At 72.5% G+C, this 13,211-nt stretch carries 11 protein-coding genes and 1 pseudogene; 5 read left to right on the top strand and 7 right to left on the bottom strand.

All coding sequences use genetic code 11. The features are described from left to right. Positions 1–107 precede the first annotated feature (107 nt). Entirely contained in the window at positions 108–1,043 is a 936-nt protein-coding gene (locus CcI156_RS09720; protein WP_011436807.1) for a sulfotransferase, read from the top strand. A 47-nt stretch (positions 1,044–1,090) separates the two neighbouring features. Here the strand turns inward: CcI156_RS09720 and CcI156_RS09725 are convergent, their stop codons facing one another. From CcI156_RS09725 to CcI156_RS09735, 3 genes and pseudogenes are all read right to left on the bottom strand, one after another. Continuing rightward, complete coding sequence (locus tag CcI156_RS09725) at positions 1,091–1,483, bottom strand: DUF2237 family protein (protein ID WP_076805394.1); 393 nt, start codon at positions 1,481–1,483, stop codon at positions 1,091–1,093. Positions 1,484–1,550: 67 nt separating this feature from the next. Further along, positions 1,551–3,723 (bottom strand): annotated as a pseudogene (locus CcI156_RS27690) (ATP-binding protein). Between the two features lie 119 nt (positions 3,724–3,842). Further along, complete coding sequence (locus CcI156_RS09735) at positions 3,843–4,478, bottom strand: TetR family transcriptional regulator (RefSeq protein ID WP_076805361.1); 636 nt, start codon at positions 4,476–4,478, stop codon at positions 3,843–3,845. Between the two features lie 206 nt (positions 4,479–4,684). Between CcI156_RS09735 and CcI156_RS09740 the strand changes: the two genes are divergently transcribed. Then, entirely contained in the window at positions 4,685–5,134 is a 450-nt protein-coding gene (locus CcI156_RS09740; RefSeq protein WP_076805395.1) for a VOC family protein, read from the top strand. Here CcI156_RS09740 and CcI156_RS09745 read toward each other — a convergent pair. Both CcI156_RS09745 and CcI156_RS09750 read right to left on the bottom strand, forming a co-directional pair. Continuing rightward, on the bottom strand, positions 5,092–6,735 hold the full coding sequence (locus CcI156_RS09745) for a HAMP domain-containing sensor histidine kinase (protein ID WP_308726795.1): 1,644 nt from the start codon (positions 6,733–6,735) through the stop codon (positions 5,092–5,094). The two genes, CcI156_RS09740 and CcI156_RS09745, sit on opposite strands and share 43 nt — an antisense overlap. A gap of 18 nt (positions 6,736–6,753) precedes the next feature. After that, entirely contained in the window at positions 6,754–7,518 is a 765-nt protein-coding gene (locus CcI156_RS09750; protein ID WP_175637566.1) for a response regulator transcription factor, read from the bottom strand. Positions 7,519–7,645: 127 nt separating this feature from the next. Between CcI156_RS09750 and CcI156_RS09755 the strand changes: the two genes are divergently transcribed. Next, positions 7,646–8,761 (top strand): undecaprenyl-diphosphate phosphatase, encoded by a 1,116-nt coding sequence (locus tag CcI156_RS09755; protein WP_076805363.1) that lies wholly within the window; start codon positions 7,646–7,648, stop codon positions 8,759–8,761. Positions 8,762–9,011: 250 nt separating this feature from the next. Here the strand turns inward: CcI156_RS09755 and CcI156_RS09760 are convergent, their stop codons facing one another. Both CcI156_RS09760 and CcI156_RS25590 read right to left on the bottom strand, forming a co-directional pair. Further along, on the bottom strand, positions 9,012–10,202 hold the full coding sequence (locus tag CcI156_RS09760; RefSeq protein ID WP_076805364.1) for an amidase: 1,191 nt from the start codon (positions 10,200–10,202) through the stop codon (positions 9,012–9,014). Between the two features lie 192 nt (positions 10,203–10,394). Then, positions 10,395–10,904 (bottom strand): hypothetical protein, encoded by a 510-nt coding sequence (locus tag CcI156_RS25590; RefSeq protein ID WP_035732757.1) that lies wholly within the window; start codon positions 10,902–10,904, stop codon positions 10,395–10,397. A gap of 88 nt (positions 10,905–10,992) precedes the next feature. Between CcI156_RS25590 and CcI156_RS09770 the strand changes: the two genes are divergently transcribed. Further along, the gene (locus tag CcI156_RS09770) at positions 10,993–11,310 is read left to right on the top strand and encodes a flavin reductase family protein (RefSeq protein WP_232235111.1); all 318 of its coding nucleotides are present in this window, start codon (positions 10,993–10,995) and stop codon (positions 11,308–11,310) included. Positions 11,311–11,624: 314 nt separating this feature from the next. Then, positions 11,625–12,437, top strand: coding sequence for a molybdate ABC transporter substrate-binding protein (gene modA / locus CcI156_RS09775; protein WP_076805365.1), 813 nt, complete (start codon positions 11,625–11,627; stop codon positions 12,435–12,437). Positions 12,438–13,211 lie beyond the last annotated feature (774 nt).

Below are 13,211 nucleotides of genomic sequence, written 5' to 3' on the forward strand. Positions count from 1 at the left end.
TCTTGAGGTCCCCGGTCGGATTACTGGAGTATGCGAGGTACGTACCCCGGGGCCGCCCACCGACCCCAGTCGCTTACCGACCCCAGTCGTCCAGGAGCGCCCGTCATATGGCCCTTCCCGACTTCCTCGTGATCGGCGTGCCGAAAGCCGGAACGACGGCGCTGCACGCGGCACTCGTCCGACACCCGGCGCTGTTCCTCCCGTCGGTGAAGGAGCCGAAGTTCTTCCTGTCGCAGGGGCCGCCGCCGGCCCGGGGCGGCCCCGGTGACGCCCAGACGTACCAGGAGCACGTGTGGCGGCGGGCCGACTACGAAGCGCTGTTCGATGCCGCTCCGGCGGGGACGCTCAAGGGCGAGGTCACTCCGTTCTACCTCTACGACCTGGACGCCCAGAACCGGATCAGGCGGCTCCTGCCGAAGGCGCGGATCATCGTCATGCTGCGCAACCCGGTCGACCGCGCACATTCGAACTGGACCCATCTGTGGGCGGCGGGGCTGGAGTCGGAACGTGACTTCGTCCGGGCCTGTGCTCTGGAGCGTGAGCGCCGGGACGCCGGCTGGGCCCAGTTCTGGCACTACGTCTCCCTCGGCCTGTACGGGGAGCAGCTCAGCCATCTGTTCACCCTGTTCTCCCGCGACCAGGTCCTGCTGCTGCGCTACCGGGACCTGCGCGACTCCCCCGCCGCCACGCTGGACCGGGTCTGCGAGTTCCTCGGCGTCGAGACGGGTCTGGTGGACCTGGTGCCCGCCGAGAACGTCACGCCGTTCGTCGCGGACACCCCCGTGAACAGCGTGCTGCGCGCGGCGCTACGCACCGGCGGGCGGATCGGGCACCACTTCCCGGTTCCCGCGCGYAGGACCTTCCGCGGTCCGCTGCTCACCGCGTTGCAGCGGCAGAAGGGCGGACGCCCGAAGCTCACCGCCGAGCAGCACCGCGCCGTGCTGCCGTACTTCGTCGACGACATCGCCCGCCTCGAAGAGATCACCGGCCTGTCCTACGTCGACTGGCTCACCGTGGGCCTCGAACCCGAGATCATCGACTGACGAGATCATCGACTGACAGGGCCGGCGACCGGCGGGGCCGGCCGAGGTCAGCCGAGTGATCGTGGGTCGGCGGGCACGTCAACGGCGTGGGCGCGCAGCGCCTCCAGCGGGATGACCTCCAGGGCGCGTTCGTGCGTCGAGGCCAGCACGACAGGCGCGGCGGCCCCCGCCTCATAGGCCTGCAGCCACCGTACCGCGACCACGCACCAGCGGTCACCCGGGCGCAGGCCGGGGAAGGAGTACTCGGGTCGGGGCGTCGACAGGTCGTTGCCGACCTGCCGCTGGTGCCGTAGGAACTCGGTGKTGACCACCGCGCACACGGTATGGCTACCGAGATCCTCCGGACCGGTGCTGCAGCACCCGTCGCGGTAGAAGCCGGTCACCGGATCGGTGCCGCAGGGCTCCAGTTCCCCACCGAGAACGTTCCGTTCATCTGCCACATCGACAGTTTCTCCCACTCGTCCGGTGGCGACACGGCAACCACCCGGATCGGGCCCGCGAGGTCGCTCACCGCAGCTGTGCGGGCAGCGCGTCGGCGTGCACGACGGTGAGGGCGCTCACGGCGCGGGTGAGGACGACATAGAGCCGGCGCAACCCCTGCAACAGCCACGCCTCACCCGCCACGATCGCGGCGGGTTCCACCACGATGACATGGTCGAACTCCAGTCCCTTGGCGAGCGAGGCGGGCACGAGGCAGGCCCGCCCGGGTGGGGTGTCCCCGTCGAGCGGGACGATCGGCATCGGCAGCCGCGCGGCGTCCAGCGCCGCCGCGAGTGCCGCCACCTCCCGGTCGGCGACGATGATCGCCAGCGAGCCGGGGTGCGGCAGGGTCCGGCGGGTGTGGTCGACCACCGCGGCGGTGAGCCCCTGCGGGGTGGTTGGGGCCGTCGTCAGCGCGCCGCGCGTGGTCCGCGCCGAGGTCGCCGGACGCAGATCCGGGGCGATGTGGCGCAGGAGCCGGTTCGCGAAGTCGAGGATCTCCGCGGGCACCCGGTAACCGCGGGTCAGCACCTCCAGGTGCGCCGTGGGTTTGCCGAGATGGGCCAGCAACGTCGGCCACGAGGTCGCGGCCCAGCTGGTGGTGCCCTGGGCGATGTCCCCGAGGACGGTGGCGGAGCCGTCCGCGCAGCGGCGGCCGAGCGCGCGGCACTGCATCGCGGAGAGGTCCTGCGCCTCGTCGATGATCACGTGCCCGAAGCCCGGTCCGCTCTCGATGAGGTCCCGGGCCTCATCGACGCAGAACGCGTCGGCGAGCGACCAGCGCGCCGTCCGGACCCCGCCCCGCGGTGCGCCGGTCAGCAGCAGGCGCTGTTCGTCGTCGGTGAGCACCCCGTCGGCCGCCGACGCCAGGAACGCCGGGTCGGTGAGCAGGCGGTGCACCAGGCCCGGCGCGTCGGCCCGCGGCCAGACCGCCTCGACGGCCTCGCGGACGGCCCGGCCGCGGGCGAGGGTGCGCAGCGCCCCGTCGGTGAAAAAGTGTCCGCTCGCCTCGGCCCGGCGACGGACAGACTCGGCGATCCGGCCGGCCAGGCGTGCCCGGGCGGTACCGTAGCGCAACGCGCCCGCGCCCAGCTGCGCGATCAGGTCGGCGGCCAGGTCCACGAACTCGTCGGCGCCGACCGTCCACCGGCCGACCCGGGTGTCCACGGAGACCGGCCGTGGTGGGCGGGCGGATCGCCCCGTGCAACGCCCGACGGATCACCGTCGCCATCCGGGCGTCGCCCTTGAGCGCGGCCACGTCGTCGGGGTCCGTGCCGCGCACGGCGACCGCGCCCACCACGTCGTCGAGGGTGCTGTGCCGCACCGTGAACTCCCCGAGGGAGGGCAGCACCGCGGCGATGTAGCCGAGGAAGGCGCGGTTGGGGCCGACGACGAGTACCCCGCAGCGCCGCAGCTGCTCACGGTGGGCGTAGAGCAGATAGGCGGCCCGGTGGAGCCCCACGGCGGTCTTTCCCGTCCCCGGGGCGCCCTGGACGCACACGCTCACGGCGAGATCCGCCCGGACGATCTCGTCCTGCTCGGGTTGGATCGTCGCAATGATGTCGCGCATCGGCCCGGTGCGGGGCCGTTCGATCTCCCGGTCCAGCAGGTCGCCGGCCGGCCCGGTCGCCTCCCCCGCCGGCTCTCCCGCCGCCGCCGGCTCTCCCGCCGCCGTCCCCGCCCCCGAGCGGCGGGGGATGAGCGGTTCGTCCTCGAACGCGGTGAGCTCCGCCCCGTCGTAGCCGAACCTGCGTCGGACCGTGAGCCCCATCGGGTCGCCCGGATGCGCCCGGTAGAACGGCCGGGCGACCTCGGTGCGCCAGTCGACGACCAGCGGATCGTCCCCGGCAGCCTCGCGCACGTGCCGCCGCCCGAGGTAGAAGCGCTGGCCGGGGCCCCGGGGCGCGTCGGGCCCGTAGTCGACCCGGCCGAAGAACAGCGGCGTCGAATGCTCCTGCTCGGTGAAGCTGGCGAGCCGCCGTTGCTTCGCCAGCTTCAGGTAGGCGTTCGTCACCTTGTCCACGACCGCGTCGCCCGCGGCAATCTCCGTTCCCTCGACCTCGGCCCGCATCCCCGCCAGCGCCCGCCGGCTGCGCCGGAGGTGCTCGCGTTCCGCGGCCAGCTCCGCGTCCGGTCCGGCCACATCGACAGCCACATCGACGGCCAGGTCGACCGGATCCGCATCCGGTTCGGCGTTCATGCCGTCAATCATCACCGAGCACCCCTTTCTTAACTCGGTAAGGAATACTATCCGGACGAAGGCGGCACTCCCCGCCGCAACCCGCGATCATGAAGGAACAGTCAGGACATGGCAGGCACTCAGGCGTAGTCGGGGAGGGCACGCCGCAGGGCGCGGAACGCCTGATGCGCGGCGGCAAGCGCGTCCGGGAACACCTGCGCGGCGGACCGTCCCTCCCCCAGCCGGGCCCAGTTCTCCCGGGCCAGCACCCGCYGGACGGCGATGATCTGCGCGGCAGCCAGCCGGGCCGCGAGCTCGCCGGCCGCCGGCACCGCCGCGGCCAGCGCGGCGGCGAGGGCATCCTCATCCTGCCCGGTGTGCTGGGCCAGCCTGCCGAGCAGACTCGGGGTGGAGAAGACCATGCCGTGGTAGGCGAGCACCTCGCGGTCGTCGTTCAGACCGGTGACCGGCTCCCGGCGCTCGAGCCCGGCGGCGAGATGTTCCTCGATGGCGGCCAGCGGCGAACTGCCCGCCGGGCGCTGCGCCACCACCCGGGCGAACTCCCCACGATGGTCGAGGATCCGGTGCAGGACCAGGTCCTCCTTGCTCGTGAAGTAGGTGAACAGCGTCGGCTTCGACACCCCGGCCGCCGCTGCGACCTCCGCCACCGACACCGCACCGAAGCCGCGGTCGAGGAACAGCGCGATGGCCGCCGCGGACAGCGCGTCGTGGGTGCGCCGCTTCTTGCGCTCACGCCGGCCGGCGGGCTCGCACATTCGATCAATCTAGCAAGGGCTGATCCGCCCCGCCGGGACGGACGGCACCGGCCRCCGGGCCCGGGAACAACGGGAACAACGGGAACAACGGGAACAACGGGACGCTACGCGACGTGGACGAAGGGGCGCCGCCGCGGGTCGCTCTCGGCCTCCCGCAGCACCTCGCGGGTGACGACGGCGGTCCGCAGGCGGGGCAGACTCGCCGGATGGAGGTTCTCAGTAGCCGCATCCTGCTCCGGCCCACGGATCCGCAGCGCAGTCATCACTTCTACCGCGAGACCCTCGGGCTGGCGGTCTACCGCGAGTTCGGGCCGCCGGAGGAACCCGGGCTGGTGTTCTTCCTCGGCCAGGGCCTGTTGGAGGTGTCCGGGCGCTCGCCGCGGCCGGCACGGCCGGTGGGCGCGGACGGGGAACCGGCGGGCACGGGCCGGGAACCAGTGAGGACGGCGCGGCTCTGGCTGCAGGTGCGTGACCTGGCAGCCGAACACGCCCGGTTGAACGCGGYGGGTGTCGTCATCACCCGGGAGCCGCGGCGTGAGCCGTGGGGACTCGACGAGATGTGGATCGAGGATCCGGACGGCGTCCCGATCGTGGTCGTGGAGATCCCGCCCGATCATCCCCTGCGCCGGGACCGGAGATCCCTCGCCGACGGCTGACGCGCGGGCCCGTCGGGACGGCGGGGCTCACCCGGACGACCCGGTGCACCCTCGCCGGCGGCGGACCGGGAGGCCAGGCTCGCCGACGGCGGACCGGGAGGCCAGGCGGTCGCAGGCAGGGTGACGGTGACGACCGCGCCRCCGTCCGGACAGTTGGCCGCCTCGACGGTGCCGCCGTGTGCACTGATGATCGCGGCGACGATCGCGAGACCCAGCCCGGCACCGCCGTGGTCCCGGGTGCGGGCGGTGTCCGCGCGACGGAACCGTTCGAACACGTACGGCAGGAACTCGGGAGGGAACCCGGGGCCGCGGTCGCGGATCTGCACGATGACGACCTCGCCCGGCCCGTCCACACCCACCCACGGCCCGACGACCCGCCGCGGTGTGCGGCATCCCCGCAGCTCGACGACGCTGCCCGCGGGTGCGTGACGCGCGGCGTTGGCAAGCAGGTTGTCGACCGCCCGCCGGAGCATGTCCCCGTCGCCGAGGACCTCCAGCGGCCGCTGCGCGTCGGCGACGCCAAGCCGGAGTCGTAGCCCGCGCGCCTGGAGAAAGCCCGTCGCTGCCCGGGCGGAGCGGGTGAGTACCTCGTCGAGCGCGACCCGCCCCTGTCCGACGAGACCACCGTCCATCCGGGCGAGCGTGAGCAACGACTCGGCCAGCCGGATGAGCCGGTCGGTCTCGTCCGAGACGTTGACGATCGCCTCGATCAGCTCCTCGCGCGTGCGACCGGGACGGGCGGCGAGCTCCAGCTCGGCCTTGAGCACGGTCAGGGGCGTCCGCAGCTCGTGGCCGGCGTCGGCGACGAAGGCACGGTCCCGGGCACGGGCCGCGTTCAGCCGGCGGAGCAGGTCGTTCATCGTTCTGGCCAGAGCGGCGATCTCGTCATGGGTCGCGGGCACCGCCAGCTCGCCGTTCCTGCCGGCGGTGACCGGGTCGCCGCCACCGGCGGCGACCGGACCGGCGGCGACCACCTCCGCGGCCGCCATGGCGGCCGCCTGCCGGCGCATCCGCTCCACCGGCCGCAGCGCCGCCCCCGAGAGCAGCCAGGCGGCGAGGCCGGCCAGCGCGATCGTCGGAGCCGTCGCCACCACCATCACGTTGCGGACCCGGTCCTCGGCCCTGTCGGTGAGGTGCGTCGGCGTGCCGACGACCGCGATCATGGTGGCCCGGCCCGTGTGCACCGCCACGGCCAGGACGCGGACATCTCCGGTCGGCCTGATCCCGGTGCCGGCCCGCACTTCCCGGGTGACCAGGGTCGGCTGCGCCCGGGCCCGGGCGAGCTGGTCCGCGGTCAGCAGCGGCCGCGACCCGGCGTCCGGCGACGAGACGATCGGCGTCCCGTCCGCCCGGAGCACCTGGGCGATCGATCCGCCGCCCACGAGCAGATCGGCCGCATCGGCTCGACCAACGCCCCCGGCGCCCCCGGGCCGGGCGGCATCAAACCGATCGGCGAGCCTGACCGTCAGCAGATCCGACCGGGTCCGCAGGTCGGCGTCAACGGAGTCCCGCAGGTTCACCCGGAGCAGCAGGTAGAACAGGACGCCAGCGACGGCGAGCACGATCGCGGTCCCCAGCGCGAACAGCAGGGTCAGCCTCACCCGGATCGGCACGTCGGGCTACGATCCCCCGTCGACGACCGGGCCGGGCGCGGCAGACGCACCGGGCGCGGCAGACACATCAGGTGTGCGGGACCTCCCGGGCGGCGTCTCGGCCGGGGTCCGTAGCCGGTATCCGACCCCGCGGAYGGTCTCGATGAGCGACGGACCGTCCGGAATGTCGATCTTCCGGCGGACGTAGCGCACGTACTGGTCGACGATGTTGGAGGTGCCGTCGAAGGCGAAGTCCCAGACGTGATCGACGATATAGGTACGGGTCAGAACCTCGTCGGGATGGCGCATGAGCAGGTGGAGGAGCGCGAACTCCTTCGCGGACAGGTCRAGTGGCGATCCAGCCCGCAGGACGCGGTGCTCGGCCGGGTCGAGGCGAAGATCCCCGATCCGCAGGACGGTGGGGCGTTCCACGGCCCCGCGCCGCACGAGCGCCCGCAGCCGGGCGGTCAGTTCCCCGAAGCTGAACGGCTTGGGCAGGTAGTCGTCGGCACCCGCGTCGAGACCGCGGATACGGTCGTCAACGTCCCCCCGGGCGGTGAGCATGAGCACCGGGGCCCAGCGGCCCGCCTCGCGCAGGCGGCGGCACACCTCGAATCCGTCGAGACCGGGAAGCATGAGGTCCAGGACGATCGCGTCGTAGCCGATCTCGGTCGCCTGCCAGACCGCGTCGGCGCCGTCACCGACGACGTCGACCGCGTAGCCCTCCTCGACCAGGCCACGGCGGAGCAGGGCGGCGGTGCGCGCCTCGTCCTCGACGACCAGTACCCGCATGGAACGGATCGTAGAGCTGCTGCGAGCGCAGAACCGCTCCGGTCTGCGGCCGGTGTCACGGCCGGTGGCGCCGCGGGACTCGGTCATCACACCATGTTCACATGATCGAAGGCGCACGGTGCCGGGCATGTCCTCGTTCAGCTACGCCGAGGCGGGCGTGATCGGTGCCCTGCAGGGCGCCACGGAGTTGTTCCCGGTGTCCAGCCTTGGTCACAGCGTGCTCGTGCCGGCTCTCATCGGCGGCCGATGGGCAGCGGACCTCGACGTCTCCGCGCCCGAGTCGCCCTACCTCGCCTTCATCGTCGCCGTGCACGTGGCCACCGCCGCGGCGCTTATCGTCGCCTTCCGTGACGACTGGCGGCGCATCATCACGGGCCTGGCCGTCTCGGTCCGGGACCGGCGGGTCACCACCGCCGACGGCCGGCTCGCCTGGCTGATCATCCTTGGGACCGTTCCGGTGGGCATCGTCGGGCTGCTCCTCGAGCATCCGCTGCGCACCCACCTGGGCCGGCCGCTGCCGGCCGCCGTGTTCCTCACCGTGAACGGCATGATCATGCTGCTGGGGGAGCGTCTGCGCCGCCGGTCGACGACCGGCGGCGCTCCCGGGCCGGCCGGATACCGGGACGAGCACACCATGCCGATACCACGCTCGGCGCCGGTCACGGGCCGCAGGGTCGGGACGCGCCCGGCCTCCGGTCCCCTGGTAGCTCACGGATCCGCACCCGGGTCCGGGCCCGGCAACCACTCGAAGGCCGTGACGACCGAGACGGCACTACCCGAAGCCGAGGATGTGACACTACCCGAAGCCGAGACAGCACTACCCGAAGCCGAGACAGCGGCCCGGCACGCCGACCGGCGGCTCGCCGCGCTGCCGCGCCTGGACGCCCTGCTCGTCGGGGTGGCGCAGACCGCCGCCCTGRCTCCGGGAATCAGCCGGTCGGGCGTCACGATGATCGCTGGCCTGTCCCGGGGACTCTCCCACCTCGACGCCGCCCGGTTCGCGTTCCTGCTCGCCACCCCGGTGATCCTCGCCGCCGGCCTGCTGAAACTCCCCGACCTCCTCGGCCCGCTCGGAGACGGTGTTCGCGGTCAGACCCTGTTCGGGGCGATCGTCGCCGGCGTCGTGGCCTACGTGTCCATCCGGTTCCTGGCCCGATGGTTCGAAACCCGCACGGCGACCCCCTTCGCCGTCTACTGCCTGGTGGCCGGTGCCCTGTGCGTCGTACGTTTCGGGATCTTCTGACGTTTCGGGATCTTCTGAACGGCACGGGACAGCAACGGGACAGCGCTGGAGGGCCCAGGACTCGGGTTCGTGCCACCAGCCGCAAAGTAGCTCTCTGTAGTGGCATGGTCCGTTTCGGAGTGGTTCGTAGTCGACGGTGACCCGGTCGACGGCGTCTTGGACGTCGTCGTCGGTGGGCAGGGTGTAGATCCGGACGGTGTCGACGCGGGCGTGGCCGAGGAGTTCGGCGACCAGGACGAGGTCGGCGCCGTCAAGGCACGAACCCGAGTCCCGGGCCCGGTAGCCGTCGTCGCCATGTTCGGATGGGCRCGGTGGGCATGGCGCGGGCCACCAGAGCGACGGCGAGAAGGTCGGCCTCGCGGCCCGGTGGGGCGACCAGGTGCAGGCCAACCGGTTCCCCGACACCGGTTAGGCCTGCTGGGATGCTGATCGCAGGATGGCCGGTGATGTTGAACGCCCAGGTGAGTGCCACGCTCATCGTCTCCCCGGGCCCCTGGTGGCCGTGCGGGGGGTTGGGTGTGGTCGGGGTGGCGAGCAGGTCGTGCCCGGCGAACAGGCCACCGAGAGAGCGCAGCAGGGCGGCCCGGGTACCGGCGGTGTCCTGGCCGCTGTGACGCAGGGACACCCAGCAGTCCGCCGGGTCGGGCAAGCACGGCACGGCATCGGTCACCGCGAGCGCGCCGGCTCGGGCGAGGGCGTCCAGGTGGGTGCGGGCCACCTCGGCGACCGCCGGGGCCGTATCGGCGAAACCGAGCGTGGCCGACCACGCCGTGCGCAGCGGCCGGTCGGGGCGGCGCAGCGCCGGCAGGGTCGCGGTGCCCGCGACGGCGTCGAGGTAGGCGGCCGCGTCGGCGGGCTCGCGGGCCAGCACGCCGGCAGCGTTGAGACCCGCGCGGTCGCGGGCGGGCACCCGGCCGCCCGTGAGTTTCAGGCCCACGACGCCGCACCACGCCGCCGGGATGCGCACCGAACCGGCGCCGTCGCTGCCGGTGGCCAAGGGAACCAGGCCGGCGGCGACGGCGGCGGCCGATCCGGCGGACGACCCGCCGGGGCTCCAAGCCGGGTCGTGCGGATTGAGAGTCGGGCCGCGGTCGGTGTGCCCCCAGGTCTGCCAGGTAGTGCCCGGGCCCGGGGCGGCGGTGGCACCGACCGGTACGCAGCCGCCCGCGAGCAGCCGGCGGGTCTGGGTCGAGGTCAGCCCCTCGGTAACCTTCACCCCCAGAGGCACCCCGGCCAGCGGCGGCCGTTCGCCCGCGCGGACCCGGCGGTCCACGTCGGCCGCGTGGGCGTATGCCTGCTCGGGCCACAGGGCGGCGAAGGCCCGCACCGCCGAATCGCCGTCCGCGATACGCGCAAGCGCGTCGCGGGTCATCTGCTCGGCGGATAGCTCCCCGGCGTGGACCAGGGCGGCGATGCGCAGCGCGGACAGTCCGCCGCTCACCGGGGCCGCCGGGGCGGGGTGGGGCTCGGTGGAGGAGGTGGCGGTTCCCGCCGGGGTGGGGTACGAGATGGGGACGGGTTGCGGGCCGGGAAGGCGGCGCGCGTCGTGGTCTGGGCGCGGGTCCGGGGCGACGCCGGGGCAGCGCCCAGGGGCGCAGGTTCGGGTCGGCCTCCTGGCGGACGATGCGTTCCATCAGCACGGCCATCTCGACCGGGCCGACCCCACCGGGCACCGGGGTGATCCGCTACGGGATCCCGACGGCGCTGGGGTGGATGCCGCCGGCCACCGACCCGTCGGCGCGCGGCATGAACCCGGAGTCCACAACGAGGCACTGGTGGGCGCCGATGTGCTCGCCGATGTGCTCGCCGGTGAGCAGGTGGGCTGCCCGGTGGCGGAGACCACGATGTCGGCCTTGCGGGCGGCCCGCAGGTCGTCGTGGAAGGCGCCATCGCGGTAGTCGAGGTCCACGCGGGTGAAGGTCTGGGGCCCGCCGTCGTCATCGGGGGAGGAGAACGGCCCGTGGTGAGTGATCCAGACCAGCGATGCGGGGTCCAGGGTGGCGTAGGGCCGCATGGCCGCGAGGAACGCCACGGCGACCCCGGCCATATCTCCGCTGATCCCGAGACGGTCGGGGTTGTCGGCCAGCTCGGACAGGACCGCGACCGGCGGTTCGGGTGCGGCGCGCAGCACCAGCCGGGCCAAGCAGTGCGCCTGCCCCCCGACGGCATGCTGCCAGGTGATCAGCGCTGCGACTCGTCTGGCCTGCGCGGAGTCGAGGACCAGAGTCCGGGTGTCATCGACGTGGCCCCGWCTGCGGGTCGCGGAGACCTTCGTGGTGAACCTGTTGTCCTCCCAGCAGGAGGAGGTCGCCCGGCGCTTCGCCCGCAGCGGGATCGACCGATTCGCCTCGCCGACCCGCTGGACCAGGCTGCCCACCGGCGAGCCCCTGCTCGACGGGGGACGGGCGTGGCTGCGCTGCTCCGCCCGGCCACCCGTCGAGGCCGGGGACCATTTCCTCGTCATCGGCCAGGTCCTTGAGGCGGACACCGACCCGGAGGCGTCCCCGCTCATCTACCACGACCGGACCTTCCACGTCCTGCCATCGTAACCCGCGGCCGGCCAGAGGAGCATGACCGGCTCAACCGGCTCGGCACCGCTCTCGACCCTGCCCTCGGCACCGCTCTCGGCACCGCTCTCGGCACCGCTCTCGGCACCGCTCTCGACATCGCCCGCCGAGCGGGGCTCCGGTCGCCGTGGCGCAGGCCCCGGCCGCGCATCGGCACACCACGGAACAACCCACCTGTTCAGCGCGCAGATGCGGAACTATCATGCACAGAGTTTCGTATCTGCGGATTAGATCAGCGACATGGTCCGCGGCTGCGGAAGCCGGACAACGGGTGAACGGGTGGAGGAACGGGACACATGAGATTTCRCAGGATGAAGACGGCGGCCCTGGCGGTGCTCGGCGCCGGGCTTCTCGCGACCGCCGGATGTGGCGGCAGCGACGGCGGCGCTGCCGCGACGCCCTCCGCCACGGCCAGCAGCGCCGCGAGCGGAGTACAAGGGACCGTCAAGGTGCTCGCCGCCGCCTCGCTGACGGGGTCGTTCACCCAGCTCGGCAAGGACTTCGAGGCCGCGAACCCCGGATCGAAGGTGACCTTCTCCTTCGCCGGCAGCTCGCAGCTGGCCCAGCAGATCACCTCCGGCGCCCCGGCCGACGTGTTCGCCGCGGCGAGCCCGGCCACGATGAAGACCGTCACCGACGCCGGCGACAACGTCGGCGCGCCCAAGGTCTTCGTCCGCAACCAGCTCGTCATCGCCGTACCGAAGGGCAACCCGAAGGGCATCACCGATCTGCCCGCCCTGACCAAGCCTGGGGTGAAGGTCGCGCTGTGCGCCGAGCAGGTGCCCTGCGGAGCCGCCGCGAAGAAGGCGCTCGCCGCCACCGGAGTGAACCTGACCCCGGTCACCCTGGAGCAGGACGTCAAGTCCGCGCTGTCGAAGGTCACCCTCGGTGAGGTCGACGCCGCGCTGGTCTACCGCACGGACGTCAAGGCGTCGGCGGGCAAGGTGGACGGCGTCGAGTTCCCCGAATCCGCCAAGGCGATCAACGACTACCCGATCGTCGCGCTGAAGAACGCGCCCAACGCCGTCGGCGCCACCGCGTTCGTCAACTTCATCCTGTCCGACAAGGCGAGCACCGTGCTGACCAACGCGGGATTCCAGGCCCCCTGACCCAGGCCCCCTGACCCAGGCCCCTGGCCGAGGCCCCTAGCCGAGGTCCGCCACGGCATCCCACGATCCGGCGAAGGACCTCTCCGCCTCGGGCCCGCGGGACGGTGTCCCCCTCCCGCGGGTTCGAGGCCGCCTCGGGGTTCGAGCTGTTCGAGCTCCCTCCGGGCCACCAGGTGTTAGGCGTTGTATGAACCGCTCCCTTCGGGGGCGTTGTGGCTGGCCGATGTACGGCGAGGACGAATTCGTGTTCGCCGCTCCACGCACCGGCGCCCGCGGCTACCTACTCAGTCGACGAGGGTCGCGATCTGGCTCTTGCCACCCTTGCCGATGATCAGATCGCCTTCGAGGTGGCCTTCGAKGTGGCCTGGGACGGCGCACCGCGCCTCCAGGTCAAGGGACACCACGTCCTATCAGATCCAGCCCTGTGACTGGATCCACACGTGGTGCACTGACCTATTGAGACCGCGCAGAAACACGCCATTAATGCTACACAATGCAACAGATGGTTACGCGGAAAGGCTCAGTAACGTGGTCGACGTCGATACCACTCCTGGTGAGCAGTTCCTCGGTATCCCGAGCGGACCGGGYCAATCGCGAGTACCACCGGAATCTTGCGAACTCTGGCACCGGCACCAACGGCCCGACGGCGCGGAGACATATCGGTCGATCATGCCGACCGCTTCCACCGACCCTGCCGCAACAGACCCGGCTCGGCCAATAGGGAGACGAAGCGGCGCTTCGCGTCGAGCCGTATCGCGGGCGCCAGGTCCTTAT

This window comes from Frankia sp. CcI156 (assembly GCF_001983015.1).
In the GTDB taxonomy this organism is placed as follows: domain Bacteria; phylum Actinomycetota; class Actinomycetes; order Frankiales; family Frankiaceae; genus Frankia; species Frankia casuarinae.